The organism is Cupriavidus sp. YAF13, assembly GCF_052113425.1.
GTDB lineage: Bacteria > Pseudomonadota > Gammaproteobacteria > Burkholderiales > Burkholderiaceae > Cupriavidus.
In genome coordinates this window covers 109055-134775 of record NZ_JBFRDD010000003.1, presented here as the reverse complement: position 1 = coordinate 134775, position 25721 = coordinate 109055, and the positions used below count along the sequence as shown (strand labels likewise).

Here is a 25721-nt window from a genome sequence, read left to right as displayed (position 1 = left end):
GCGATCCCATTGGTTTGAGTGGGACCCCGACAGCCGCGAAAGCCTGCAGGCAGCGACCGCCCACGGCTCGATATCCAGCCGCGGTCCTGGGGGTGGCAGCAACGCGCAAGCCGGCGCAGGTTGCTACCCGGGGGCCACGCGATCGCCAGGCTCCTAACACTTCCCTCACGTAATAGGGAAAACGTCACGTCATTCGGCCCCAATCGTCGTTACCGGAACCCAGCGGCCACCTTTTACCTGATAGAGCGTCGACGTCGGATTCTCCCAGGCCCCCATCTGGCTTTCGACCGATCTGCGGGACGGTAATCAGGCTCTGTTCGAGCCGATGAATCGCGAGCGCAAGCTGCGCTTGTTCAACGAACTGGTACGCATCGGTTTCAAGGAAATCGAGGTGGGCTTCCCCGCTGCGTCCAGAACTGACTTCGAAGTCGTGCGTCATCTGATCGACGCAAATCTCATACCGGATGACGTGACCCCGATGGTCATGACGCAATTGCGCGAAGACCTGATCGAGGAAACCGTACGCAGTGTTCAGGGCGCGCGCCGGGTGATTGTGCATTTCTACAATGCCATCGCTCCGGCCTGGCGCGAAATCGTCTTCGGCATGAGCGTGCCGCAGATCATCGAGATGGTTGAGCACCATATCGCGTTGTTCGGAAAGCTGATCGCGCAACATCCGCAAACGGAATGGGTGCTCCAGTATTCTCCCGAGACCTTCTGCATGGCGGAATTGGATGCGTCGCTCGCCGTGTGCAATGCCGCCATCCGGGCATGGGATGCCGGACCGCAACGGCCCATGATCGTCAATCTCCCCACGACGGTCGAAGTTTCCACGCCCAATGTCTTTGCAGATCAGATCGAATGGATGCACCGCAGGTTGGAGCGGCGTGAGCATATCGTGCTGTCGGTGCATCCGCATAACGACCGTGGGACGGGTATCGCATGCGCCGAGCAGGCGATGCTGGCGGGCGCGCAGCGGGTCGAGGGCTGCCTGTTCGGCAATGGCGAGCGCAGCGGTAACCTGGATGTCGTGACGCTGGCACTGAACCTGTACACGCAGGGCATCGCGCCGGGACTGGATTTTTCCGACATTGCCGCGGTCGCGCGCATTGCCGAGGAATGCACCGCCTTGCCTATTCACCCGCGTCATCCCTACGTCGGCGATCTGGTGTTTACCGCATTTTCCGGTTCGCATCAGGATGCCATTGCCAAAGGTTTTGCCGCGCAGGACCCCAACGGGATCTGGCGTGTTCCTTATCTGCCGCTTGATCCGCACGACCTGGGACGCACCTACGACAGCATCGTGCGTGTCAACAGCCAGTCGGGCAAAGGCGGCATTGCGTTTCTCCTGCAACGCGATTACGGCGTGGTGATACCGCGCCGCATGCAGATCGAATTCAGCGCCATCGTTCAGGAACTGGCCGATGCCAGCGAAGCCGAGCTGACCAGCGAGCAGATCTGGGCCGTCTTCGAGAAAACCTATCTCGTCCATGGCGATGACAAAGCAGGTCATGCCTATCGACATCATCGTCTGTTCGATACGCCGGAGGGCCAGGTCATTGAACTGGAACTGGCGTCACCGGACGGGACTGTGCTGACGCGCCAAGGCGTCGGCAATGGCCCCATCGCGGCAACGGTCGCTGCCCTTGGCCTGCCATTGCGGATCGACAGCTACGAGGAGCGCAGCCTTAGCACGGGTGCGGACGCTTTGGCAATGGCGATCGTAGAAACGGCATGGCCTGGTTTACCGGGTTCGCGCTTCGGCGTGGGAAAGCACCCGAACATCGTTACCGCGTCGGTGCTTGCGGTACTGAGTGCTACCGCGAGATTCTCCAAAGCGGTTGTCGCCGGCTAGCCGGCTTGAGGGATGCCCTCAATTGCACCTGGCAAAAGGCCCGCCGTTTAAAGGCGGGCATCTCTTTGTCGTGGGGCTCCGCTTACTCGGCTTGACTGAAAGTTGCCCTGGTTGTGAGGGCGTTGGCGAAGCCATGGTTGACATCACGGTGACCGACCTCGTCGGCGCGCACCGCCACTACCACGTCACGCAGGCGGGCATTAGTGGGCAGGTTCCAGTATTCGATCGCGAACGCTGGGGCGGAAACGTTCTCGACGCGACCAGCATCGATTTCGGCTAGGTAGAGGGTGTAGCTGATCACAGCTTGTTCTTCGAAATACCCAACCAGCCGGTGCGCGGTCCGGGCGGACACCAGATACAGAAGGAAGTAGGTCACGAAGAAGGCGGCCTGCACGAGCAAGATCACGACTCGCTCAAACCAGCTCGGCCGGGCGAGCTGGATGAACGTCATCAGGTGCATCCGTTCGTTCTCTGCTTCCTCGAGCAGAGTGCGAATCCACCCTTCATCGGCCACCATCCAGCGCAGGCAACGCAGATGGACCAGCATGCCACCAACCATGCCAGGCACCGCCGCCACGGTTTCGAGCACGATGGCGCGGTTCCCATAGCGCTTGGCAAAAAATGTATCGGCGAAAAAGCGCAACGTCATCGTGATGGCCAAGGCGACGCGGTCGGAAAGGCCGGCGGCATTGTGATGCGTATCGAGGTCTGCCGACGGGTTGATGGGGGCTTGCATGATGGGCTCCAAGTTTTGAGCGTTGCGATTGCGATCGTTCATGAGAGGTGGGTGGCCGGCCCGCACCCCCTAAACATGTATTTACGATACACCTTTAAAAGAGCGGCAACAAGGCGATTTGCTGCTTCGCAACATGTCACGGGCGATTATCGGACTTTGCGTGGAATGACTCGGATTCATCATGTGCACCACAGCGCACTATTCCGAACCTCGGTCACCCGCTTTTTTCCCTGGGATTGGATACCGCACCGGCATGGAGGCGTGTGACAGAAAAGCCGCCTGCGGCCGAACTGCCTTCTTGCTACCCTTCTTGCTACTATTCGCGCTCGCGACACGCCTGCAACGCTTGGCAGCGCGTAGCGCACTCGTCCTCACACCGCTCTGCAAAACACAAAGAAATATGACGACACTGCCGCCCAAGCACGTCATGGACCTGCTGCTCGACGCGATCTGCGTCGTCGACCGCCAGGGCCGTTTTCTGTCCATCACGGGGGCTTGCGAAAGCATCTTTGGCTACCAGCCGGAGGAGATGTTGGGCACGCCGATGATTGACTTTGTCCATCCTGAGGATCGGGCGAGAACGCTGCAGGCTGTCGAGCGGATCGAGGCTGGCTATCTGCAGCGTCATTTTGAGAATCGTTATGTGCGCAAGGACGGCAGTATCGCGCACATCATGTGGTCGGCACGCTTGTCCGAGTGCAAGAACCAGCGGGTGGCGGTGGCCCGCGATATTTCTGACCGGGCCCTCGCGCTGGCAGAGGAGCGTTTGCTGTCCGATGGCTCGTCGGTGGAAGCACATTGGCGGCTGTCCGCCAAGCCCCCTACGCTGACCCCGCCGGGGTTCCCGCCCATTCCACTGTCTGCGCAGGATTACACGGTCCTGCATGCCCTCGCCAGCGGCGATGAATGCGTGACGCGCAAGGCCATCGTGCGAGCGCTTGGCGAGGATTACCTCCATTACGACCAGCGTCGACTGGATACCCAGATGCGGCGCCTGCGCCGCAAAGTCGAGCAGGTGGGCGGCCTGCGGTTGCCCGTATCGACAGTGCGGGGCGAGGGCTACCGGGTCTACCAGAAGATCGTGATCGACGGCTAGTGCCGGGGTCTGACACCAAGGCCGCATGGTGCGGGCCGCCGGTTTGCTCAGATTTGCTCAGACAGCGAAGGGAACTGCACTCTTATTCTTTTGGCTTTGAACATAGCCAGACTGGCGATCGTCAGCTTGCCTCGCGCGCGATCCATGAGGATTTGAATCGGATGCAGCAACCTCGACTCTCCGCACTTAGTCGTGCGGAGCTGGACCTTGCATTTACGTCGTTTGCGGGGATGGATGGCGGCAACCTGGCCGCCGCCATCTGGGTGTGCGACGTGGCCCCGCTGTCTGACTGCGTACCGATATCGGTAGCGTTGCAGGGGCAGCCGATACCCGGGGCATGGGATAGGGAGTTCCGTTCGCGCCATGCCCACCTATTGCCGCGCTGGCAGTCGCATTACCGCATCGCACGGATGTTGGCTGCAGCGCGGTCAGCCGCCTTGCCTCCGGGGCGCATTCCGATCGATGCACGGGAGTACTTTGACCGATATCTCTATGCGCCGAATGGATGGGAATTCAAGCTGAATCTCTTCCCACTGCCTGAGAGGACAGATTACACATTGCCCTGGAGCAAGGTACTCCGCGAGTTGCAGGTGCTGGGTGTCAAGTCGGAGTATTTACACCTGTGTCGCCTCGGTGGGCGCTTTCGCTTCATATCGTCGCTGCGCCGCCAGTACCGGCCCCGCGTGGTACTGTGCCTCGGTGAACGCCACGCGCGCGACTATTTGCATGCGTTCGGCTTCGAGGACGTGGAGGGAGCCGACGTGCTCCTGCAGCCGGCCGATTTGGTGCGGCGCTTGCAGGTTTTCGAGCATGATCAGACCGCGCTGGTACTGAGTCCGCGCCTTGGCGGCGCGCAAGGGCTGAGTTCCGACGTGCTGCTCGACGCGCTGGGCACCTTCTTGGCGAAGTGGCTTCTCCCGACGGACTTTCCGCCCTGCTTGGGCGTATCCGATGCGCCTTTCGTTGCGCAGCCCGCAGGTAAGGCCTTGCCGACAACTGAGGCGCTCGCATTGAACGAAGCACGGGTGGCCGCCGGAAATGGCTTGGCATCCTGCATCATGCCCCAGTAGAAGAACCGGCCCTTCACTGTAGACAGCCAGATGAAGTCCCAGCACAAACCTGGTTCGGACCACCTGTCCAGCGCGTCGTCGGCTGCCGTGGCTGCGGGCTCCGGCTGCGGAAATGCCCGTGGCCCTGGGCCGTGACTCGAACCAGGCATGAGCCAGAGTCACGATGGAGCGGTGAAGGGAATCGAACCCTCGTCATAACATGGACCTGCCGTCGCTGCGGAAAAGCTGTGCGCTTGGCAGCGCATTGCAAGCGTGGCTGCCTGTAAAGGCGCGTCTGGCATAGCTCGTGCACGCTCCCACGCTACTTGGGCATCCCTTCATACAGGCTGGTGACGCCGTCCATCACCTGGAGAATACGCTCGCTGGTCGTGGCGATGTTTCTCAACTGTTCCGCGCGACTGACCCCGGTCAGATTGAGCGCCTCTTCAAAGAACAGCCACTGCGAGCCGGCAAGCTGCAGTTCGCGACGGATTGCCTCTGTGTTTTGCGGTGCTGCGGTAAGAAGTTCCTGCGCGGCTGCGAATTCCCTGGTAGCCGTGTCCAGATCCTGCGCCATCTGGGGGGAGCTAATGCCCCAGGCGCGGAACATGCTGATCTTGGCGATTCTCTGCGAGAGCATCCGCTGGCGGCCGGCAACGTTGATCAGCTTACCCGTCACGGTGCCGGAATGTTTCTCGAGCAGGAGGGTTCCCTGTTGCGCAAGTTTCAGCACGTCCTCGCTCATTCTTGCGATTGCTTTCGCGCTATCGAGATTCGGATCGCCGCCGGACAGCAACTGCTTATAGGGAATCCAGGTCTGCTCGAGCCTGGCGTAGATGTCCTTGATCTCCGGCGTGGGCGCGAACGCCTTCAGCTCCATGAGCTGCTTGTCAAAGAGCGCCACGGACTGTTCGAGGACCTTCTTCGAACGTTCGACTTCAACACCGAGGCCAGCCTGGCAGTAAGCCTTGGCCATGCGCTGAGACAGCATGCGCTGGCGGCCCGCCTTGTTGATCGCCGCGTTGATGGTTAGCGATTCGGCCGAAGCAGCCCCGGCCAAGGCCAGCGCCAGGACGCTGCAGGCAATCAAGCAGAAGGAACAGACGTAACGTTTCAAGGGCGTCTCCACATTAAACTTTGATTGGGCCTTTGGACGCGTCGCTCGAGCCGACGACGTGTCGGATCAGCTGATCCATCTCCTTGATGATGTCCGCAAGCACCAGCGTGATCACCGCGAATTCCCTGCCGTACTCTCCCGCCCGTGCCGCCGAGATGCGCGCATTCATTGCGACGATGTTCGCTTGCATCGAAATACCGCCGAGCCGCTCGACAAGATCGGTGTGGCGTTTGCGCACCGCGACCTCGCAACGGTGCATCTCCTCCTGGTAGGCCTGCGTGACGGTCTGCAGCAGTTCAAGCACTGGCGTGGCCTGCGCCACCAGCACATCGAGGGATGGCGCTCGCCGGCTGGTGTCGGCCAGCACTAGCGGTGCGTCTATCGCTGTCCTAACCTGGGCGATGAACTCACGGATACGCGCGTCAGCGCGCGGACTACCAAAATACAGTTGCTGCAAAGCGCCGGAGAATGCGCCGGGCAAACGCGCATTGCCCGTTACGAGATCCGAATGCGCCGACTCGAACATTGACAGGCACTTGCGTGCGATATCGAGCGCGGCAGTGTCTCCCCGCGAAGCGAGCAATATCTGGAGGACGATCCGTTGCGACAGCATGCGCTGCCTTCCGGAAAGGTTGATCAGTCCGCCGATGGTTTCGGCGGACACTTCGGCCTCGGGTGACTGAGTAGAGAAAGCGTTCATGCCATGCCTTGCAGGTTGTGTCGACGCAGACGCGCACCGCGCTGACCGGCAAAGAAAAAGCGCCCCGAAGCGAGATGCCCGCAAACCGGTTGTCCGGTTCGTGATCATTTCGCTTCGGGGCGCCGTTGCCCGGGATGCTCCATGTCGGAGCGTGTCATCGCGACTTGCCAAATTGTTTCAAGGCCGCCGTTGGCCTGTGTGTCGCCAACGCAATATCCATGCCATGGTTTGCGGAAGCTGCATCAGGCTGCGGGCGCAGGAAAATGGCACGGCGGGACCGAACCGCGCACCGATCCCGTGCCAGATGCCTCATCACGACGCGCGCGCCGGGGCACGGCCTACTGGTCACGGGTAGCGCCCGGCTTGACGAGAAGTGCTTTGTCTGCCGCATCGCCCCCATGAACGGCAAATACGTCTTTGGCCAGATCGATACCCACGATAACCATCGACATGGGACGTCCGCTCCGGTGGTCGCGATGGCGTTTCAACACGCCGTCCTGACACCTCGATGCCGACTTGCGGCTTGCGCCGCAGCCTCGGGACGGGGAAGTCCCTTCCAGTCGATTACCCAACGTTCTGATCGGTCTGCCCACCGTGGCGGGGGCCATGACCTCTCTCGGTGGCCCGAGCTCAGCGCGCCTTTACCACCGCCCATACCCAAGCCGTTGCGCCCCTCTCACGGTGCGCCGTGGCGCTGGCGGCTCCTGCACCACTGCGACCTGCTCGCGGGTGCGCTCCGGGTCCGTCGAGAATTGGGTACGCAACGCATGCAATCGCCACTCGATCGCCTCGATCTGGTTTGGGCAAGGGGTCCTCGACGAAGTCTGCGCTATGTCTTCGGTGCGTCCATCCTCACCTTCGTCGGGCCGATCTCCGAGACATCCACCCACGCCTTTGCATCGAAGCAGAACTCTGCGATGGCGCATGTGGCCATGTCTACGACCGTGCCAGATAGCCGCTGCGCAAGGCCGGTGAACTCGGGATTGTGGCCGAAGAGCATCACGCGGCTTAGCCCGTCATCGAGTGCGCAAATGACGGCAAGCAAGTTGTCCGGGCTGCTGGCGTAGAGGCGTTCATCGATGACGATGTCCTTGCGCTTGTAGCCAATCTCGTCGGCGATGAGTTGTGCCGTGGTCAGCGCACGCAACGCCGGGCTCGACACGAGCAGATCGGGCTCCACCCCGCGATCAGCCAGGCGTTTGCCCATCTTGGATGCGTCATGACGGCCGCGATCGTCCAAGGGTCGCTGCCGATCGTACAAGGATGGATCGTCGCGACTCGATCTGGCATGCCGCACAAGAAACAGAGTTTTCATGATCGAGCCGAGGGGGTAGCCCCTTAATGATAGCGAGGATTATCAGCTCCATGCCCTCAACCTGAGCCAAACCAAACCAAGTAGCCTGGTCTGTGGGTCGGGGCACCACGACGGCGCACTCGCCAGAACTGGTCATCACAACTTGGTAGAGTAGAGATGTGGCGCGGTGACGGTAGGTCCAGGCATCGATGTTTCCGCCCCTTTCGTTTGGCGGTGCCCTAATAGCCTGACCATGGTTCCGTTTCCACATCCCCCTCATCGAACCGGACGGGCGGATCTCCCGCATCCGGCTCTCGGACAAGACTGCACGCCTTCACCCTCGCCAGGCTGCACCCCCGCGCGCGGTCAGACGTACGAGCCCATAGTGCCCGTAGAGGTGCGAGAGTGGATAGCTTCCGCCCCTGCGTCGTCTGACCTTGTATTTGTTGCGCAGCCACCGGCGCAACCGCGTCGCGGCGTAGCTGTCGAGTGCACGGTATGCGCGACTGACCGTTCCTACCTTGAAGTAGTTGGCCCGGCCGCGCAGCATGCGGTTCAACTTGCCCACCATCGCCGTGGTCTCTTGCCATCCCGTCTTCAGGGCGGTCAGCGCATGGACCTTCTCGACCATCCGCCGGATACTCTTCTTCGACGGCCGCATTCCCATGCGGGGCTGGCCAGTCTTTGCCGAGTAATTCCGCCCAAACGTGTATCCCAGGAAGTCGAACTCGCCTTCCGGAACCCGACAGATTCGTGTCTTCTCCTCGTTGACCGTGAGCTTCAGCTTGCCCATGATCGCTCGCATCGCTGACAGGGCTTCATCAGCCTTGCCGCATTTGCACAAGATCACGAGATCATCAGCGTAAGTCACGATCCGACTGCCAAGGCTGTGCTCCAGCCCGAGCTTCTTCCACGCCAGCACAAATCGACGCATATACAGATTCGACAGTAGTGGTGAGATGGGTGCCCTGGCCTCCGTCGTCCGCTTCTTCCGGCCGCGCGGGTCAGCTTCTTCGACAGCACACTCCAGCCACGTCTTGATCAGATGCAGCACACGCCGATCAACGATCCGCCGCGCAAGCGACTGCATCAGCTCGGTGTGTGGGATGCTGCCGAAGTAGTCCGCTAGGTCGGCGTCAACGACGTCCGTGTGACCGCGGTGCAGCCGCTCTTCCACTTCAACTACCGCTTGCTGGGCATTGCGGCCCGGGCGATAGGCGTACTGCTCTGGTGGAAGGTCGGCCTCGAAGATCGGATCGAGCGCCAGCATCGCTGCTGTCATACACACCCGATCCCGCAAGGTCGAGATGCCCAGTGGCCGCAGTTTGCCATTGGCTTTCGGGATGAACACTCTTCGGATAGGGTCCGGTCGGTAAGTCTCCTCTCTGAGCGCAAGCGCCAGTTCGCCGAGCCACCGCTCAACCCCGTACGCTTCGACATCCGCGAAGTCCTGACCATCCACACCCGGCGCGCCCTTGTTGGAGCGGCACTGGGCGTAGGCGTGAGCCAGAATGTCGTCGCGGCTGATCTTGTCATATAGGGCATAGAAGCGATAACCGGCTTCTGCCTTCGCTTTCGCGTGTAACGCCATCTGCAGCTTCTGAACACTAATCGGAGTTGATAGGTTGCCCAATCTCCTGTCCCTCACTACGTCTTGCGTCTGTCTTGAACTGAGGCCCCTTTCCTCCACCGGCATTACCCGGCTTCCACGGTACTACGAGCCTCTCCGCCACCCCACGGCGCCCGGCCTGTCCCTCGCGGGCGTCCGGTTGATCATCCCTGACCGCGCCATGGGGCTTCCCGTGTTGCGTGCCCTTTCCTTGTGTACATGCTGTCGCCACTACCCCGGCGCAGCGACTGGCGGTACTGCTTCGCTCATCCATCCAGTCGTGTCAGCCTTCCCCGATATGGCTGTCGGGTCGGCCTGCGCATCGTCCTTTTCGAGGCTTGCTCAGCGTTCACTCACGTTACGGCCTGCACACTTGCGCTGTCACCGTATTTCGTGACACGCTTACCCGAAGGCTTCAGCCATTTCGTTACCTCCATAGCTGCTCCGGTTGCTTCCGGCTGGAGCGGATTGCCGGGTGGGGCTTACACCCACTGGAAAAGCGCCGCCTTTGCACGGCGCACGCCAGAACCGGACATTACCGCTTGGCCGCTAGAGGTTATGTTAAAACGTTGTGTTGAGACAGTCAGCCAACACCATCCGCTAGCACCACCGCCCAAGCAGACGGGCATGAGTCCCCTTGCCGTCAATCGGCGAAGCCCCAAAAAATCCCACTCCAGCGTACTGGCCATCGGGGGCAAGTCACCCGCGCCCGCGGCATTGAGGGCGTCGCGGCTTAGCCTGCCTCAACACGATTGCGCCCTTCCCCCTTGGCGCGATACAGCGCCGAATCGGCCCGTGCCAGCAATTCGTCAAGAGTCGCTTCCCCGGCCTCGATGCTGGCCAGCCCCAGGCTTGCCGTGCAGGCGGGCTGCCCCGAGATGGCCGATTGCTGCTCGACTGCGTGCCGCACGCGCTCGGCCATGGCGAGCGCGGTCTCCATGCCCGTATGCGGCAGCAGCACGACAAACTCTTCGCCGCCAAAACGGCCGAGATGGTCCGTGTGGCGCAGTGCCCGCCCTACGATTTGCGCGAAATGCGCCAGCACGCGGTCACCCACCAGGTGTCCGTGCTGGTCGTTGATACGCTTGAAGTGGTCGATATCCATCAGCAGCAACGACAGTGGCTGGCCGCCGCCGCGCCGGTTCTTCAGCTCAATGCTTCCTGCTTGCAGCACGGCGCGGCGGCTCAATACGCCCGTCAGGTCATCGCGTTGCGCCAGGTACTCGAACTGCGCACGTAACCGCTCGCTCACAGTCAGAAGCAGCCCAAGGCAGACGAAGAGCGACGCGAAGCAATACGCTGCAAGGTACGCGGTCTGAATAGCCGAAGGGGCAAACCGCGAAGTATCGGCGGCATCCTGGAACAGCGTCGTCGCTGCCCGCATCAGCAAGGCCAGCCCCTGGAAAGCGAGGACAACCGCCATGAAACGCGGCGCAAAACTCCGGCCGTGCTGCCAGGTCAGCCGCGCATGGGTCAGGCATATTGCCGCCAGCACCGAGGTCAGCAGCAACACGCGGATCCGGTAGTCGGGATGGACCAGCAGGAACCAGGTAATGCCAGCCAGGCAGCCAATGCCCAGGGCGAGCCAGCTTTTCCAGGTGCAGGGCACCCCGTAGAAGCGCTGGCTGCCGAAGTAGAACAGTGCGCAGCCCGAGAGCAGCAGCGCGTTGCCGCCAAGTGCGACGAGCACGGCCGGCCACTGCCCGTCCATCGCATAGAACGCGGTGGAAAGCGCACAAAGCAGCGGTGCCAGCGCCCAGGGTAGCAACCCTTTGATGGAGGCAGGATAGGCGCGGCGAAAGGCCAGCAGGACGATGCCCAGGGCGATATTGATCATCCCCGTCATCGCCGACATGGAGCGCAGGTCCAGGTTTAGCATGGGTCAGCCGTGGAGATACAGATTTGACCGTGGTCGTTGACCGGTCGGGATGCCGTTAGGAAATGCGGTCATGTCAGGGTGCCCGTTCAAGCTGGCGGTTTCTCCACAGACGTTCCAGTTAGCTCTGGTTCAGGTACAACGATTTGTGCACATGGCACTGTGCGCACATTGTACCGGCGGTTAGCCACCGCCCAGCCGCCCAGCCGCCAGGTCGGCCGACGCCTGGTAAGGCAAGCAGTGTGTACACTACTGTCCTACCATTTTCGCTTGACCCATGACGATCACTATCAACGAAGACCTCCGTGCCTATATCGATCCACTTACAGAAGACGAATACGCGGCACTAGAACGCAGCTTACTCACGGAAGGGTGCCGCGACGCACTGGTGTTGTGGGGCGATCTCCTGGTGGACGGACACAACCGCTACAGCATCTGCCAGAAGCACGGAGTCCCTTTCAATACGGTACAAAACCAGACGTTCAAGTCCATGGACGATGTGCACCTGTGGATGATCGACAATCACCTCGGGCGGCGCAGCGTATCGGATTTCCAACGAGGCGTACTCGCATTGCGAAAGAAGGAAATCGTATCCGCGCGTCTGGCGCAAGCGCAAGCCCAGCAGGGCTCCGCAGAGCCTGCCGGGGCTGAAGTCGCCACGCAATCCGGGGCCGGTCCAGTGCTGACTCGCGAGGCTGTTGCGCGCACGGCGCGGGTGAGCAGTGCGACGCTGGGTCAGATTGAAAAAATCCAGAAGACGGCTGCGCCCGAATTGGTCAGCGCGGTAAAGGCGGGGGTGATTTCTATCAATGCCGCGGCTGCCGTGGCCTCCTTGCCTGGCGAGAGGCAGGTGGCGGCCGTTGCCGGGGGCAAGAAGGAACTGCGCCAGGTGGCTAGACAGGTGCGCGAGGCCCGCGTGCCGCCCAAGTCTGACCCGACGCCCCCACCCAGCGACGCCACCCCCGATCAACTTGCCATTCACCGCCTGACGCTATTGGTTGCGCAACTCACAGAAGAGCGCGACCAGTTGAAAAAGAAGGTGCAGCACTTGACGATTGCGCTTGCAGAGGCCCGCGATGGGCTATCGGCTGCGTGAGGCACTCTTGTGAGGCACTCTTATCTGGTGGGCGCGTACAGGTGCCTTAGCTCAAGCACGACTTGCGCTATTCGAGAGCGCGCCGTTGTAGTGCTGCTCGCCTGAACCAAGGCCCATCAATTTTTAGGTACGCATTCTCCGCACGCAGATCGCCTATCGATGGCGGAGCGGGGCCGGCGGCCCCGCTCCCAACGCCGCCGCCTTACTGGCTCAGCCGCGTTACCTTCAACTGCGGGTCCGCCGCAATGGCCTGCTCGCTGAACGGCAGCCGCACCCACCGCTTGGCGGAGTACTCCGCCATCTGGTCAAAGGCGTGCGGCGATTGCCGATCTACGGATTGGCCATACACCAGCAGCGCCTCGGCGACCGGCCCTTGCTCGTCAAAGCCTACGGTCTGCACGTAGCTGGTCCCGAAGTAGACCTGCAGCCCCTTGTCCGACACCGGGGTGCTTTGCAGCTTGTTGAGCACGCCTTCGTATTCCTCACCGCCGTGCAGGGCGATGCGGCCAGTTGGCGCCGTGGCGGCCTGCACCTGGCCCAGCGGCGCATCCAGTGCAAAGCCGGCAGTGCGCATGGCTTGCACGGCGTCCTTCAGTGCCTTGAAGACCTCGGTGCGCACAGACGCATCGCGCATGCGCAGTCCGCGTGGCGTGTTGACCGGATCGGTGGGGTTGAACTCGATGGCGTAGACCTTGGGGATCTTGCTGGCGCGCATCCAGAACTCGCGGAACAGCGGTGCGGCACGGCTGTCGAGGTTGCTGTGGCGGTCCCACTTGCGCAGCGCCGCGCAGCCGTCGCTCAGGTCGGCGTCCTTGGTACCGACGCAGGCATCGAGCAGGTCATCCAGCACGAGTTCACCGGAGAGGTTGCGGTCGCGGAACAGCACGGCCTGCAGGCCGGGCACGTCAAAGCGGTTCCCGGGCAGGCCGTCCTCCCCCGCGAGGCGGCGGCCGATTTCCATCAGGCCAACGCGCGTGCGCAGGCGTTGCGCAACTTCGGTGGAACCCAGCACCGGTGAGAAACCGGTCAGCTTCTGGCTGGGGTTGGACAGCCACGAACTGTCATTGCTGTTGGCGACATAGTCATCGCGTAGCAGCACGGGCATGGCGTTTGGCGCGACCAGCCCCGGTACCGGCGATGCCGCGTCCACCGTCCAGTTGCAGCTAGCCCGCGTGCCGTCCAGCAGGACCATGCCGGTGCCCTGCATCAGCTTGGCGGCCAGCGCGGCGCTGTCGCCGGCCGGCGCGCATTGCTTGAGCATGTCGGCCGATACGTTGGGCGCGACCGATACATCGGCAAACATGGCGCGGCCTTCACGGTCAGTGGCAATGGTGTTGACCCACGGAATGCCCAGGCGGCCAATGGCGGTGCGGATGCCAGCCACGTCGCGCGCGCGGCCGATGTCAAGCCAGGTGTCGACCGAACGCGTGTTGTTGCGGTTGGCGTCGCGCAGCGCGTAGGCCTTTTGCGCGGACCACGGCAGGCCGGCCGCTGGCATGGACAGCACCGGGCCGTATTCGGTCATGTAGAAGGTGTGCGAGCGCTGCTCGGTACGGCCGTCGGGCAGTTTTGCCGCATAACTGACGGTGCGTGGGGTCATCTTGCGCGGCGCGCCGTCCACCAGGTAGGTGGTGGGGTCGCCTTCGGCCAGTTTCAGTTCATACAGCGTGAAGCGGCGGGCGGTGGACACGGTGTGCGTCCAGGCCACGTCCTTGTTGAAGCCGATGCTGATGATGGGGAACGAGGCAATGGACGCACCCATGACGTCCAGCTTGCCCGGTATGGTCAGGTGCGCTTCAAAAAAGCGATTGGTGGTGGTCCACGGAAAATGCGGATTTCCCAGCAGCAGGCCGCGCCCATTGGTGGTGGCTTCCTTGCCAAAGGCCCAGCCGTTGCTGCCGATCGGCGGATCCAGCAGCTGCAGGTCGTTGTTGACGGCTTCGAAGTCGATGCTGGCTACGTCCAGCGCCCCCGCCTGCCGCGCGGTCTTGGCACCGCCCGCAGCCCGGGGCGGCACGGCGGCGACAATGCCCGCTGCCAGCGCACCGGCGCTGGCCTGGATGCTCTTCTCCTCGGCCAGGCGGAACAAGTCGATGGCGGTGACGGGCCGCACCCAGTCAGCGTTGCGGCAGCCAGCCGGGCGTTGGGCCGGCGGGGTATCGCGCAGGTAGCGGTTGTAGCCGGCGATATAGCCGCGCAGCAGTTCGCGCGCCTCTGGCGTGGCCTGCGCGTAGCCGGCGCGCAGGGCGTCGTCATCGATGATGGCGCGGAAGAATGGGTCGGATTCGCTGTTTTTGATGCGCTTGAACGACACCTCGGTACTTTCGTCGGGGCCGAACACGCGCGAGCGGTCGCCGCTGACCGTGACGACCTGGTCGGCCATCAGGCAGACGTTGTCCTGCGCGTATGCGTAGCCCATGCCAAAGGCCAGGCTGGCGTAGTCGTTGGCCTTGATATGGGGAATGCCATAGGCGGTGCGGCGGATCTCGGCGTTGAGTCCGCCCTCGCTCCAGTTGGCGCTGTCGCTGCCTGCGGTGGCGCAGCCGCCCAGGGTGGCGGCCGCCAGCACGGCGCCGCCAAGTGCGGTCGCGCCGCGCACGATGCGTTGCTTCATTGTGTTGTCTCCTCGTTCTTGTGTGTTCTTGTGTCTGTGGGCCCATGGAACGTTGCGCGTCAAAAGGCGACGCGCCATGGTGCCGCTGACATGGTCGGGCATCGGGGCCGTGACAGGTAGAGCGGATTCCGCCACAATTGGTGGCATTCCCGCCATCGGGTCGGCACCTTTCCAACCACAACCCACCGCGCCATGTCGGACGTCTATCTGCTGTGCTACCCCTCGGCCGTTGTCTCCGCTCTATCCACCGCGGTCGACATGCTGGACATTGCCAACACGCTGGCCTCAATGCAAAGGCGGCGGCGCGGCACGGCGGCGCCCTTCCGCTGGCGGCTGGCGGTAGCCGAGCCGCAACGCTGGCAGGCGCTGGCCAGCGTGCTGCGCTGCACGTGCGTGCCGCTGGAAGAGTTGGCCGGCGCAGGCAAGGACGCCATGGTGGTGATCGCGCCACCGCTGTTTGATCACATCGCCGGGCTCGAGCATATGCTGTCACTATTGGACCGCGAACGCGCCGCCATCGCGGCAGCTGCTACGCGCGGCGCGCTGGTGGTGGCTCCGTTTACGGCAGTGGCGCTTCTGGTAGCCATGGATTTGCCGCCGCAGCGCAAGCTGGCGGTGCCGTGGCTGATTGCCAACTGGATGCAGCTGTGCGAACCCGGGCGACGCTTGCAGGCCGACCAGCCAGTGGTCAAGAGCGGCAACCTGCTCAGTTCCCGCGCGCTGGATCGCATGCATGCGCTGTTGCTGCAGGCGGTGGCACATACCGCTGGTAGCGCCCTGGCCCGCACGCTGGGCAACGCCTTGCTGGACCAGCCCGAGCGCGGCGAGGCCGTCAACATCTGGCTGAAGACCGCCGCCGATGCCCCGCGCCTCAGCGTGGCGCTGCGCGCGCGCCGCTACCTGCAGCAGCACCTGGCCGAGCCCTATGACCTGCCCCGGCTGGCAGCAGTGGCGTCCACCAGCGAACGCACACTGCTGCGGCATTTCATGAAGACCGTAGGCATGTCGCCGCTGCAGTTCCTGCACCGATTGCGGGCTGAGCGCGCCTGCCATCTGCTGGAAGTCTCCACGCTCAGCCTGACCGCCATTGCCGAACAATGCGGCTACCAGGATATGTCCGCCTTCCGCAACCTGGTGCGCCGCCATACCGGCCAGACACCGGGCGCGCATCGGCGCGCGCATTCGGTGCGCGCGGAATTGCGGGCGGGGTGAATGCCATGGACAGGCGCCTCAGGCGGCACCAAGCCAGCTTGCGCTTTCATTTCCCCAGCCGTTGCACCTGCCGCCAGCCCTGCAAGGCCGCCCCAAGTTCTTTTGCCGACAGCACGAATTGAGGAGAATCCAGCAAGCGGGAAATCGCGAGATCCAGAAACAGTCGCACGCGCCTGGGCTGTGCGGAGCGGCTTCCGTAGTAGATATGCAGCCCGATGTGCGCGCTGATGTGCGGGAGTAGGACCGGTACCAGCCTGCCGGCGCGGATGTGTGCCGCCGCGGAGAAATTGGCGAGCTGGCCGATCGCTTGGCCAGACAGTACCGCCTGCAATTCGAGTTCGGAGTCGTTGGTCGAGAATGCCGGGGACATCGGCCGACGCTCGAACTTGCCATCGACAGTCAAGTACCACGGCGCCACCGTGCCGGTTGCCGGGTGGCGATAAACACTGCATCGGTGGGTCACCAAATCGTCCGGCGTGGCGGGAACGCCATATGTCGCCAGGTAGGCCGGGGCGGCGCACACGATCATCTGGATCGGGAACAACTGCCGGCCGATCACGCCCTCGCTCGGCGAAGCGCCTATCCTGAAACCGACATCCACACGGTCCAGCACCCAGTTGCCAATGCCATCGTCAAGCTGGACGTCGGGCTGAATGCCGGGGTAAGCCCGGCAGAACTCCTCGAGCAGCGGCATGAGAATTGGCGCGAATGATGATTTCGGGCCCACGATGCGCAGCGGTCCGGCGATGTCATCCTTGGCTTCGCGGGCCATGGCAAGTGCCCTGTCCAGCGCCGCGATTGCCGGCTGGGTGTTCTCGAGCAAGCGCTGCCCTTCTTCGGTGAGCGCCAGGTTGCGTGTCGTGCGGTGCAGGAGCCGAACGCCAAGGTGCTGCTCCAACTGTGCGATTGCCTGGCTGGCCGCCTGCGGCGTGACCCCCTGTGCTTGCGCCGCCCGCCGGATGCTTCCCAATTCGATCGCCTTGGCGAACATGGAGATGGCTCTGAATTCGTTGATCGGCATGATGCTCCCCAGGAAATCGCCCTCCATTATCAAGTTTTCCTTGTCACTGATGCAAGCCGGAACGGCCTAGCGGCTTGAGACAGCACGCTTTAAAGTTGCCGGCATCGGACTTATCGGCGGGAGAACACCATGAACAAGGGCCATGGCAATCGCTATCTCGCAGCGTTGCAAGCACGCGTAGGACGACCAGCGCAGGAGGTCACGAGAACATGATGAAATCCATGGTCATTGCCACCCTCGCGCTGTCGATGCTGCATTCCGCCAATGCGGCAGAACCGGATCTGCAGATTTCACGCGCGGGTTCGCGCCAGCCCCAGACAGCGCCGACGCAGAACTTCACGGGTCCGGTCCAGGTCGAGATGTTGTTCGCGCCCGTCGGGCCGGGCCGCACGTCGGCAGGCGAGGTGACCTTCTCGCCTGGTGCCCGCACCGCGTGGCACACGCATCCGCTTGGCCAGACGCTCATCGTCACCTCCGGCGTTGGCCGCGTCCAGCGCTGGGGTGGGCCAGTCGAAGAGATACGGCCCGGCGACGTCGTGCGCATCCCGCCCAATACGAAACACTGGCACGGCGCGGCGCCGAACAGCGCAATGACGCACATCGCGATCCAGGAAGCGCAGGAAGGGATGACCGTGAACTGGCTGGAACAGGTCAGCGACGAGCAGTACGGCGCGGCCGCCGCCAAGCCGGCGGCACAAGATGCTTCGCAGCCCTCGGTAGCGCAGCGGCGCTTCGGCGACGTGGCGCCCAAGCTGGCGCAACTGACTGACGATGTGCTGTTTGGAGACGTCTGGGCTCGGCCCGGCCTGTCGCCGCGCGACCGCAGCCTGGTCACCGTGAGTGTACTGATCGCGATGAACCGCCCGGAACAGCTGCGCTCGCATATGGCGCTGGCCCGGCGCAACGGCGTCACCGAGGCCGAACTTGTCGAGACGCTGACCCACCTGGCCTTCTATGCTGGCTGGCCCAGCGCCGTGACGGCAGCAGGTATCGCGCGGGAAGTCTTCAACACGAAGCCGCAGTGAAGGGCCATTCGCAGGTGTCCTGTCATACCTGCCCCATTCCCCAGGAAGGAGCCAACCATGCAAGAAGTCACCCTGAACAACGGCATCAAGATGCCGATCCTCGGCTACGGCGTTTTCCAGATCGCCGATGCGGCTGAATGCGAACGCTGTGTCGTCGATGCCGTGCAGGCCGGCTATCGCCTGATCGACACCGCGGCGTCCTATCGCAACGAAGAAGCAGTCGGTCGCGGGCTGAAGCGCTGCGGGGTGCCGCGTGACCAGCTATTTGTGACCAGCAAGCTGTGGGTCGAGGATGCGGGCTACCTGCACACGCGCGCCGCCATCGACAAGTCGCTGGCCCGGCTAGGTTTGGATTATCTGGACCTGTACCTGATCCACCAACCGTACTCGGACGTGCACGGCTCGTGGCGGGCGATGGAAGAGGCGTATCGAGCCGGCAAGCTGCGTGCGATCGGGCTGAGCAACTTCCAGCCGGATCGGCTGATGGACATCCAGGCATTCAATGAGGTTGCGCCGGCTGTCAACCAGATCGAAGTCAACCCTTTCCACCAGCAAACGGAAAGCGTGGATTTCATGCGCGGGCTTGGCGTGCGGCCAGAGGCCTGGGCGCCGTTCGCCGAAGGCCGAAACAATCTCTTCCAGAACGAGCATCTGCTTACCGTCGCGGCGCGCCACGGCAAGACCGTAGGCCAGGTGGTGCTGCGTTGGCTGGTCCAGCGGGACATCGTGGCCCTGGCGAAGTCTGTGCGCAGGGAGCGCATGGAGGAGAATCTCGCCGTCTTTGACTTCGCATTGTCGGAAGACGACATGCAGGCCATCTCACAGCTCGAAACCGGCACGAGCAGCTTCTTCTCGCATCGCGATCCGGCGATCGTCAAGTGGATGAGCGAGCGCCGGCTCGGCCTCTGAGCGCGCTGGCATGCTTCGAAGCGCTGGGCGCGATGGACGAAACCGCATATCCTGGGTTGGGCACCGTCCCTCGGCGCCAAGGCAGTGAAAACGGATCAACCTGCAACCTATGGCACGGCGTGAAACCGCTTCCACGCCTCCGCTTCAAGCTCGCCACAGGAGGAGACAGCGATTCCTCGCTCATCCAGAATCTGGAAAACTTGCTGATCGCGCCCTATGCTAGACGCGCCATCGAGTCCGAGAAGCAGGCTGTACATGGCGTCTCGCAAAACCCCATCGAGCACGTTACGAAGCTGCTCGGTCTGGTCCACCGTCAGCGCCATATTCCGAATCTGCGTAGCGATGACGTTCTCGCCTTGTTCGTCCATAAAGACGGAAAGGAGATCGCTTTTGAGGTCTACCCAGTTTCCCACGAATGTAGCTGCATCCATTTTCTTTGCTCGTTTGCTGTGGCCGGGACACAGTGCGCGGCAGTTTAGTCCGGCGCAAGCTCAATTCGGCAGGGGCCGGGCCGGCGCGTCACGATTGTAGCCTCCCTTGAACGGCCTGATTTGGTTGTGGCCGTCCGATCCAGCGGCCGAGCTACTGCCCTAAACGCTCCCGAAGGAACTCGATGAAGCGCTGCGTTTTAGCCGGCAGCAGACGGGTTTCGGTCATGGCATAAACGGGCATTGGCGTGCCGTGCCATTCCGGCATGATGCGACGTAGCTTTCCGCTGGCCAGTTCATCAGCCACGACTTCCTCCGGCATCAGCACGATGCCCATATCGAGCGTTGCCAGGCGGCGGCTCATGCCAACGCTGTTGAGCATGAACCGCCCGCCCACCGACACCGTGACGCTTCGCCTCCCGTCGCGCAACGTCCACGAACCCGCCTTCAGGATGCTCAAGCACTCGTGCCGATCCAGGTCGGCGGGCTTGTTTGGCTCGCCCGACCGCTCAAGGTAGCCAGGCGAGGCGTAGAGGCAAGGCGTGAGCGAGGCCAACGCGCGTGCGATCAGTTGCGAGTTTTCGGACTCCCCCATGCGGATAGCCACATCGAAAGGCTCGCTGACCAGATCGACCCGTCGCGGAGTCAGGTCGAAATCGAAAGTGATGCCGGGATAGAGGCCGGCAAACTCGGCGATCAAAGGCGCCAGGTAGGTGACTGCGAAATCCACCGGCAACGATGCCCGCAGCACACCGCTGGGCTGGGCAAGCATGTCGCCGAGCTGCTCGTGTGCCAGCCGGGCTTCATCGACGATGCGCTTGCATCGCTCGAAGTAAATCTGGCCGGCTTCGGTCAATTCGATCTTGCGTGTCGTGCGATGCAGCAGGCGCAGCCCGATCGCTTTCTCCAACGCGCTGATTCGCCGCGACAGTGTCGAGTTCGGCACGCCCATCACCTCCGCGGCACTACGAAAGCCCTTGGCTTTGACGACCTCCACGAACAAGGCCATGTCGTTCAACAGCTCCATGCTCGTTGCTCCATCAATGGATCAATGCTCTCCAAATTACCATATTTATCCCGCGTGAGAAGCAGGCGATGATGCCTCCACTACCTTCTGAGGATTCCATCATGAGCAAACTGTTCGACCCCGTCCGTGTCGGCCGCCACACCCTGCAAAACCGCCTGGTCATGGCACCGATGACCCGCAGCCGTGCCCAATTCGACGGCACGCCGGGAGAACTGGCTGCCGAGTATTACGCCCAGCGCGCCAGCGCCGGCCTGATCGTCGCCGAAGGCACCCAACCCTCGGACGATGGACAGGGCTACCTGACCACGCCGGGCATCTACACCAATGCGCACGTCGCCGGCTGGAAGAAGACCACTGACGCCGTGCATGCCAAGGGTGGCCACCTCTTCATCCAGCTCATGCACGCCGGACGCATGTCGCACCCGGACAACACGCCACATCATCGCCAGGGCGTCGCACCGTCGGCCATTGCCCCGGGCACGCAGATGTTCACGGCCAAGGGCATGCAGGACATTCCCGTGCCGCGTGCGCTGACCACCCAGGAAGTGCACCAGACCGTTCAGGATTTCCGCCATGCGGCGCGCCGCGCGGTCGAGGCCGGCGCCGACGGCGTGGAGATCCACGCTGCAAACGCCTACCTGATCCAGCAGTTCCTCGCACCGAGCGCAAACACACGCACCGACGAGTACGGCGGTTCGATCAAGAACCGCGCCCGCTTCGCCCTCGAAGTCGCCGCCGCGATTGCCGAGGAAATCGGTGCGGACAGGACCGCGATTCGCCTGTCGCCCGGCACGACCCTGTGGGGTATCGACGAAGGCGCCGAAGGGCCGGATCTGTACCGCCACCTGGTCGCCGAACTCGACAAGCTGGGCCTGGCCTACGTGCACATCCTGCACCAGGGCAACGAGCCGCTGCTGGCCGACATCCGCAAGCTCTGGAAGGGCACGCTGATCCTGAACCGGCCGAGCCGCCCGCGTGACCAGATCGGGGCCGACGTGGCATCGGGGCTGGCCGACCTGGAAGCCTACGGCCAGATGGTTCTTGCGAACCCGGATTTCGTCGCCCGGCTGAAGACCAATGCGCCGATGAACGAAGCTCGGCACAGTGCCTTCTTCGGCGGCACGGCGCAGGGCTACACCGACTACCCGACCTTGAGCGAAGCCCAAGGAGCCTGAGGCCACCACAACGTGTGCCGGCCGACATCGGCCGCCCACCAACCCGCCCGAGCGTGTATGCCGCCCTCGGCGTCATCCTTCGCCGGCCCGGCCGCGCATTGAATGCCGGCTAGCTGAGCAAGCCTGCGATGGCAATGGCAATGGCAATGGCATTCCAACGTCCCGATGAATGGGTGTAGCGGAAAACGGGAATATCGCAGGCCGCTTCGTTGCGATCATCGAAGCTTCAGAAACATGTGCTGTTCGTCGTAGAACCGCCCATCCACCTTCATTGCGCGGGGTTCGATGCCGAAAGCTGCGAATCCCAATGATTCGTACAATTGCTTGGCCGCCGTGTTTTCCGTATTGACGCACAGATTGCACTGCGCGCTATCCCAGTTCTTGGACGCATGGGCCATCGCAGTATTCAACAGATCCCGCGCGATTCCCTTGCCGCGTTGGTTTGGGGCAACAAATACCCCCCAGATGGTGGCCTTGTGGCTCACTTGCGCGAGCGATTCGCGACGTACGCCAGCGATGCCAACCAGGGTGTCACAAGCAAACGCACCAAAAACAGCCTGCGTAGGCGTTGATTGAATTCGCCCTGCGACTTCACTGACGGAGCGCGCCTCTTCCTCGACGCGGGTCGGCCAGATTGCCGTGGGAGCGTTCTCGATAGCGTGTAGACGGATTGCCTTGAAGATTGCTGCGTCAGCGGCGGTAAGTAGTCGGATTTCAACCGAGGAGGTGGTCATAAAGCCTCAGAAATATGCGTTTGCGTCATTTGAATAATGACGCATTTTTAGAATGCCGCGGTTGCCACGCAACGTCTGGCGTCAATCGCTAGCAACCAGGCATTCATGTCGGCACGCTCCAACTGACGAAATGATATGCCCGGATACCCGGACTCGATGGTTGCATCAATTCTCATTCCAGAACCTCTTAGCGCTGACCATCCCGCATCTTAGCCCGTCGTGCTACCTGTCTGGGGCCTCTGACGCGCAGTACGAACTGGCGCTAGCGCCATCGATCGAGAATTCTGTCGCACGGCATACATGAGCGGCCGCTCATGGCCGCGGGTTCAACCGGTCGATGCAGGATCCTAGCGAAAGCGCTCTAGCGCCGCACTAGCGCGGCCTACAGACACCATGCAGTGCGTCCGTTGGATCTCCGCAACACACCCCACTTCGGAGGCCCCCCACCGTTCTGGTGATGGTAATTTGCAGTCCGCAGAAGAATGACAACGCGAACTATGATCTGGGAGTGCATCCGTGCGAAACGAGACTCCAGCCGTCCCGATCTGGCGGCATGGTCGTTGAAGGTAACGAGGCTATCGATAAGCGGCTGCGCACTTTCGCAGCCGCCATCCCCCGCGACCCAGCGATTCTCTGATTCCGCATGCGATGCGCAGATCAAGGCGCAGATAGTTGATTGAAGGATAGATAGCTCTGGTAAGGGGAGATACTCCATGAATCTGGTACGGGCACTACTGACGACCGTAGCGCTGCTGCTTTCGATCTCGTGCTTGGCGCAGGAGGCAAGCACTCCTTCAGCGCTCGATGCCGAAGCTGCACGACTGCTACTGGAGGGTTCGCGGCTGGTAAAAACGGGCAAGCTAGCAGAGGCGATTGAGGACTTCGACAAGGTAAGCGCCATGTATGAGAGCGCGTTCCGAGGCAGCAAGGCCAGGCTATTTAGCGCTAGATTCCAGCCCGAGGCATTGCTTTACCTCTCGGAAGCAGCCAATGCCAAGACCCCGGCCAGGGTTGTCTCCGGCAATTGGGCCTACGCGTATTACATGAAAGGCTACGTGCTGGTCGAGCTTGGCCGGCTCGCGGACGCCAAGGTTTCGCTGCAACAGGCCATTGATCTAGCCCCGCACAATTCCCAGTTTATTTCGGAACTGGCGAATGTGTATCAACGAGAAAAGGACTGGCCTCTGGCGATGAAGACCTTCCAAGCTGCCGAAACGCAAGCGCGTGAATTTTCTCCACCGGCGCTAAAAAACGCAGAGCTTTCGCGAGCATGGCGCGGCCAGGGATACGTCTACGTAGAACAGCACCAATTCGATGAGGCTGAGGCCCTGTATCACAAATGCCTCGAATTGGATGCCTCCGATACCAAGGCCGCAAATGAACTCCGTTTCATTCAAGCCCAGCGGGTAAAAAAGGACAACCAAGCTCGGTGAGTGCCGGTGCGGCGCGACGGCGACCACGTTCGCCTGGCGAATGCGATTAGTGACCAGATTCTCAAGCGCCCGCATCAGCCGAAGAACCGACAAGTGTCGCCGATGGGAAAGTGCGCGGACAGCTAGGTATTGGCTACCAGCAGTTTCTCAGCATTGCTCGGTGGCCGCAGGCCATCTGTACTGCCCATGAAGTAGCACCCGGCAAGATGATTGCTCTATCCCGGATAGTGGCGCTTCGTAAATGAAAGCCACATTCCATGCAACAGCCAGCTTCCATCTCCAACCAACTCGGAATTCCACGCCTCGCAATGCCGCTCTCACGTACTTCCATCGACGAGTTACGGCGTCGCGGCCTGCGATTGCCCGACGCACCTTCCTTTCCGACCGACCATAGAGCATACCCTTCTGGCTACCTGGTTATGAAGCCTATTAGTGTTCAAGGGAACTCGCTTCCAAGCCTTCGTCGAGACTACGAAAATGGGCACAGTCTTGACGACACGGACACCCCGGTTCCGGTGATCTGGAGTGCTTCAGGTCGTTGGCATGTCTCCGTTTGGGATTGGGCGCCAGGTCCGGGGCCGGGTGACTTCGTGAAGGAATTTGCTAGCGAAGCGGCAGCAATCCATTTCATCGTCCAATATTTTTTCTGCGAGACCCTTGAGTTTCTCGCTCGCCTTGCCGCCGAAAACCAGTCGAGCCCAAGTTAGCACTCCCTGCGCGCTCCAAACGTCTGCTTCCACATGTGCGACTGCAGTAAGTGTCGTCAGCGGAAAGCAGCCGTCTTGAATGGATCTGCTCTGTTAGACCCAGCATCGTTGGGAGAGTCGCCAGTCAGAAGTGCACGCGGGTGCCTCCTCCTGGCCGCAAGCCAACGGTGAGTGATCAGGAGCCGCCTGCAAGGGCCGGATGACCCAAAGCACGCCCGGCACAACACAATTGGCGCCGATTGCGGGAAGTGAATGCACCTCGCATCACTGGTTTGCTGCCGCACAACCGCATTCCGCGTAAGATGTCGAGGTCCATCCACAGTGCCGTCGCCAAGCATGTCAAAGCGAATCGCATACGCATTGCTCGGCGGTCACCGCCATCCACCGGGAGCGCGATGAACCCGACCACCGCCAATCCGCAGGAAATCGTGACGAGCATCATTGTCCACGAGGTCGAGCCCGACGCCGCCGAGCAGTACGAAATGTGGCTCGCGGATATCCGAGCCGCGTGCTCCAGGTTTTCCGGCTACCTGAGCACCGATGTGGTCCGTCCGGTCGGCATGAGCCGCGAGTATGCGACCATCGTCCGCTTCGCCGACTTCAGAAGCCTCAACGCTTGGATGGAATCCGATGTGCGCCGCCAACATATCGAGAGAATGCGTCCATCGCTGCGGCAAGGCGACCGATACGAAATCAGGACTGGCCTCGATTTCTGGTTCACGCCAAAGAACGCACCGGTCAAGATCCCAACCGCGTGGAAGCAGTGGCTCATCACTTGGAGCGCCATCCTGCCGCTCAGTATCGTCGTGCCATGGGGTGTCGTGCCTGTGCTCACGCACCTCGGCTTCGCCCATGACTCGCTCATCGACAAGGCAGCCGTGGCGGCGGCAATCGTCTTCCTGATGGTTTACGTGGTGATGCCGCGCTATACGCGGCTCGTTGCACACTGGCTGTTCAAATGACCAGTGCGTAGATGATGCGCTGCAGCGGCGCTCAGGCCGCTCATCG

General features: G+C 62.1%; 20 protein-coding genes and 2 pseudogenes. 10 read left to right on the top strand and 12 right to left on the bottom strand.

The window, feature by feature from the left end:
* Positions 1-262: 262 nt before the first annotated feature.
* A pseudogene (locus tag AB4061_RS04060) lies at positions 263-1855 on the top strand (2-isopropylmalate synthase); the annotation flags it as partial.
* An 82-nt stretch (positions 1856-1937) separates the two neighbouring features.
* On the opposite strand, the gene AB4061_RS04055 reads toward AB4061_RS04060, so the two are convergent.
* A complete protein-coding gene (locus AB4061_RS04055) occupies positions 1938-2591 on the bottom strand; it encodes an alternative oxidase (RefSeq protein ID WP_441631126.1) in 654 nt (217 codons plus the stop codon).
* A gap of 427 nt (positions 2592-3018) precedes the next feature.
* On the opposite strand from AB4061_RS04055, the gene AB4061_RS04050 reads away from it, so the two are divergent.
* Positions 3019-3687, top strand: a complete 669-nt coding sequence (locus AB4061_RS04050; protein ID WP_441631125.1) for a PAS domain S-box protein — start codon at positions 3019-3021, stop codon at positions 3685-3687.
* Positions 3688-3848: 161 nt separating this feature from the next.
* Positions 3849-4757, top strand: coding sequence for a transcriptional regulator (locus tag AB4061_RS04045; protein ID WP_441631123.1), 909 nt, complete (start codon positions 3849-3851; stop codon positions 4755-4757).
* 301 nt (positions 4758-5058) lie between these two features.
* Here AB4061_RS04045 and AB4061_RS04040 read toward each other — a convergent pair whose 3' ends face one another.
* The 6 genes and pseudogenes from AB4061_RS04040 to AB4061_RS04015 all read right to left on the bottom strand — a co-directional run bounded on the left by AB4061_RS04040 (position 5059) and on the right by AB4061_RS04015 (position 11335).
* Positions 5059-5853 carry a type IV pili methyl-accepting chemotaxis transducer N-terminal domain-containing protein gene (locus AB4061_RS04040; RefSeq protein ID WP_441631122.1) on the bottom strand — a complete coding sequence of 265 codons (795 nt, stop codon included), beginning with the start codon at positions 5851-5853 and terminating at the stop codon, positions 5059-5061.
* 13 nt (positions 5854-5866) lie between these two features.
* Entirely contained in the window at positions 5867-6553 is a 687-nt protein-coding gene (locus AB4061_RS04035) for a methyl-accepting chemotaxis protein (RefSeq protein WP_441631120.1), read from the bottom strand.
* A gap of 347 nt (positions 6554-6900) precedes the next feature.
* Positions 6901-7005, bottom strand: a pseudogene (locus AB4061_RS04030) (IS110 family transposase); the annotation flags it as partial.
* Between the two features lie 377 nt (positions 7006-7382).
* The gene (locus AB4061_RS04025) at positions 7383-7868 is read right to left on the bottom strand and encodes a SixA phosphatase family protein (protein WP_441631118.1); all 486 of its coding nucleotides are present in this window, start codon (positions 7866-7868) and stop codon (positions 7383-7385) included.
* A gap of 313 nt (positions 7869-8181) precedes the next feature.
* Positions 8182-9438: a group II intron reverse transcriptase/maturase gene (gene ltrA, locus AB4061_RS04020; RefSeq protein ID WP_441631116.1), complete on the bottom strand. Its 1257-nt coding sequence runs from the start codon at positions 9436-9438 to the stop codon at positions 8182-8184.
* 751 nt (positions 9439-10189) lie between these two features.
* Entirely contained in the window at positions 10190-11335 is a 1146-nt protein-coding gene (locus tag AB4061_RS04015) for a GGDEF domain-containing protein (RefSeq protein ID WP_441631115.1), read from the bottom strand.
* A gap of 274 nt (positions 11336-11609) precedes the next feature.
* Here AB4061_RS04015 and AB4061_RS04010 point away from each other — a divergent pair, with 274 nt between their 5' ends.
* Entirely contained in the window at positions 11610-12428 is an 819-nt protein-coding gene (locus AB4061_RS04010; protein WP_441631113.1) for a hypothetical protein, read from the top strand.
* 202 nt (positions 12429-12630) lie between these two features.
* On the opposite strand, the gene AB4061_RS04005 is transcribed toward AB4061_RS04010, so the two are convergent.
* Positions 12631-15042, bottom strand: coding sequence for an acylase (locus AB4061_RS04005; RefSeq protein WP_441631111.1), 2412 nt, complete (start codon positions 15040-15042; stop codon positions 12631-12633).
* Positions 15043-15234: 192 nt separating this feature from the next.
* On the opposite strand from AB4061_RS04005, the gene AB4061_RS04000 reads away from it, so the two are divergent.
* Complete coding sequence (locus tag AB4061_RS04000; protein ID WP_441631109.1) at positions 15235-16254, top strand: helix-turn-helix domain-containing protein; 1020 nt, start codon at positions 15235-15237, stop codon at positions 16252-16254.
* Between the two features lie 46 nt (positions 16255-16300).
* On the opposite strand, the gene AB4061_RS03995 is transcribed toward AB4061_RS04000, so the two are convergent.
* Positions 16301-17275: a LysR family transcriptional regulator gene (locus AB4061_RS03995; protein ID WP_441631107.1), complete on the bottom strand. Its 975-nt coding sequence runs from the start codon at positions 17273-17275 to the stop codon at positions 16301-16303.
* 209 nt (positions 17276-17484) lie between these two features.
* Between AB4061_RS03995 and AB4061_RS03990 the strand changes: the two genes are divergently transcribed.
* Positions 17485-18300, top strand: coding sequence for a (R)-mandelonitrile lyase (locus tag AB4061_RS03990; protein ID WP_441631105.1), 816 nt, complete (start codon positions 17485-17487; stop codon positions 18298-18300).
* Between the two features lie 57 nt (positions 18301-18357).
* Complete coding sequence (locus AB4061_RS03985; protein ID WP_441631103.1) at positions 18358-19209, top strand: aldo/keto reductase; 852 nt, start codon at positions 18358-18360, stop codon at positions 19207-19209.
* A gap of 107 nt (positions 19210-19316) precedes the next feature.
* Here AB4061_RS03985 and AB4061_RS03980 read toward each other — a convergent pair whose 3' ends face one another.
* On the bottom strand, positions 19317-19640 hold the full coding sequence (locus AB4061_RS03980) for a hypothetical protein (protein ID WP_441631101.1): 324 nt from the start codon (positions 19638-19640) through the stop codon (positions 19317-19319).
* Between the two features lie 151 nt (positions 19641-19791).
* Complete coding sequence (locus AB4061_RS03975) at positions 19792-20664, bottom strand: LysR family transcriptional regulator (RefSeq protein ID WP_441631099.1); 873 nt, start codon at positions 20662-20664, stop codon at positions 19792-19794.
* 101 nt (positions 20665-20765) lie between these two features.
* Here AB4061_RS03975 and AB4061_RS03970 point away from each other — a divergent pair, with 101 nt between their 5' ends.
* Positions 20766-21839 (top strand): alkene reductase, encoded by a 1074-nt coding sequence (locus AB4061_RS03970; protein WP_441631097.1) that lies wholly within the window; start codon positions 20766-20768, stop codon positions 21837-21839.
* 215 nt (positions 21840-22054) lie between these two features.
* Here AB4061_RS03970 and AB4061_RS03965 read toward each other — a convergent pair whose 3' ends face one another.
* On the bottom strand, positions 22055-22573 hold the full coding sequence (locus tag AB4061_RS03965; RefSeq protein WP_441631095.1) for a GNAT family N-acetyltransferase: 519 nt from the start codon (positions 22571-22573) through the stop codon (positions 22055-22057).
* Positions 22574-23286: 713 nt separating this feature from the next.
* On the opposite strand from AB4061_RS03965, the gene AB4061_RS03960 reads away from it, so the two are divergent.
* Both AB4061_RS03960 and AB4061_RS03955 read left to right on the top strand, forming a co-directional pair.
* On the top strand, positions 23287-24006 hold the full coding sequence (locus AB4061_RS03960) for a tetratricopeptide repeat protein (RefSeq protein WP_441631093.1): 720 nt from the start codon (positions 23287-23289) through the stop codon (positions 24004-24006).
* A gap of 1102 nt (positions 24007-25108) precedes the next feature.
* Positions 25109-25675, top strand: a complete 567-nt coding sequence (locus AB4061_RS03955) for an antibiotic biosynthesis monooxygenase (RefSeq protein WP_441631091.1) — start codon at positions 25109-25111, stop codon at positions 25673-25675.
* Positions 25676-25721 lie beyond the last annotated feature (46 nt).